We start from the raw sequence: 359 nt of genomic DNA, 5'->3' as shown, positions 1-359 counted from the left end.
CCCACTCGAACGTCGCGATTTCTACCTCGACAGCATCATCCCACCTGCGAGTATGGATTAGCTCGTTCTTGTAGGAGCCGTTTACGTTTTCAGCAAGAGCATTGTCGTAGGAGTCGCCAACCGTCCCAGTGGAAGCGGCAATACCGTGCTGGGCTAGTCGCTCGTTGTAGACCACGCTGACGTACTGGGACCCGTGATCCGAATGGTGAATGAGACCTGTTGTTTCCTCAGCACACACGATCGCTTGGTTGAGAGCTTGCAGCGGCAGTGCTTCAGTCCGCATTGAGTCTGATAACGCCCACCCAACGATCCGGCGGGAGTAAACGTCGGTGACAAACGCGGCGTACACAAAGCCTTTC

The 359-nt window shown here is 55.4% G+C and carries 1 protein-coding gene; it reads right to left on the bottom strand.

Going from position 1 to position 359, the window contains the following annotated elements; translation table 11 throughout:
• Positions 1–359 (bottom strand): DDE-type integrase/transposase/recombinase (locus HMPREF2888_RS10025; protein WP_141744859.1); only part of this gene is annotated, 359 nt, incomplete at both ends.

Origin of the sequence: Corynebacterium sp. HMSC077D03 (assembly GCF_001808545.1) — a bacterium.
GTDB lineage: Bacteria > Actinomycetota > Actinomycetes > Mycobacteriales > Mycobacteriaceae > Corynebacterium > Corynebacterium simulans.
Note: the sequence above shows the minus strand (reverse complement) of the source record. Positions and strands in the feature narration are given on the sequence as shown.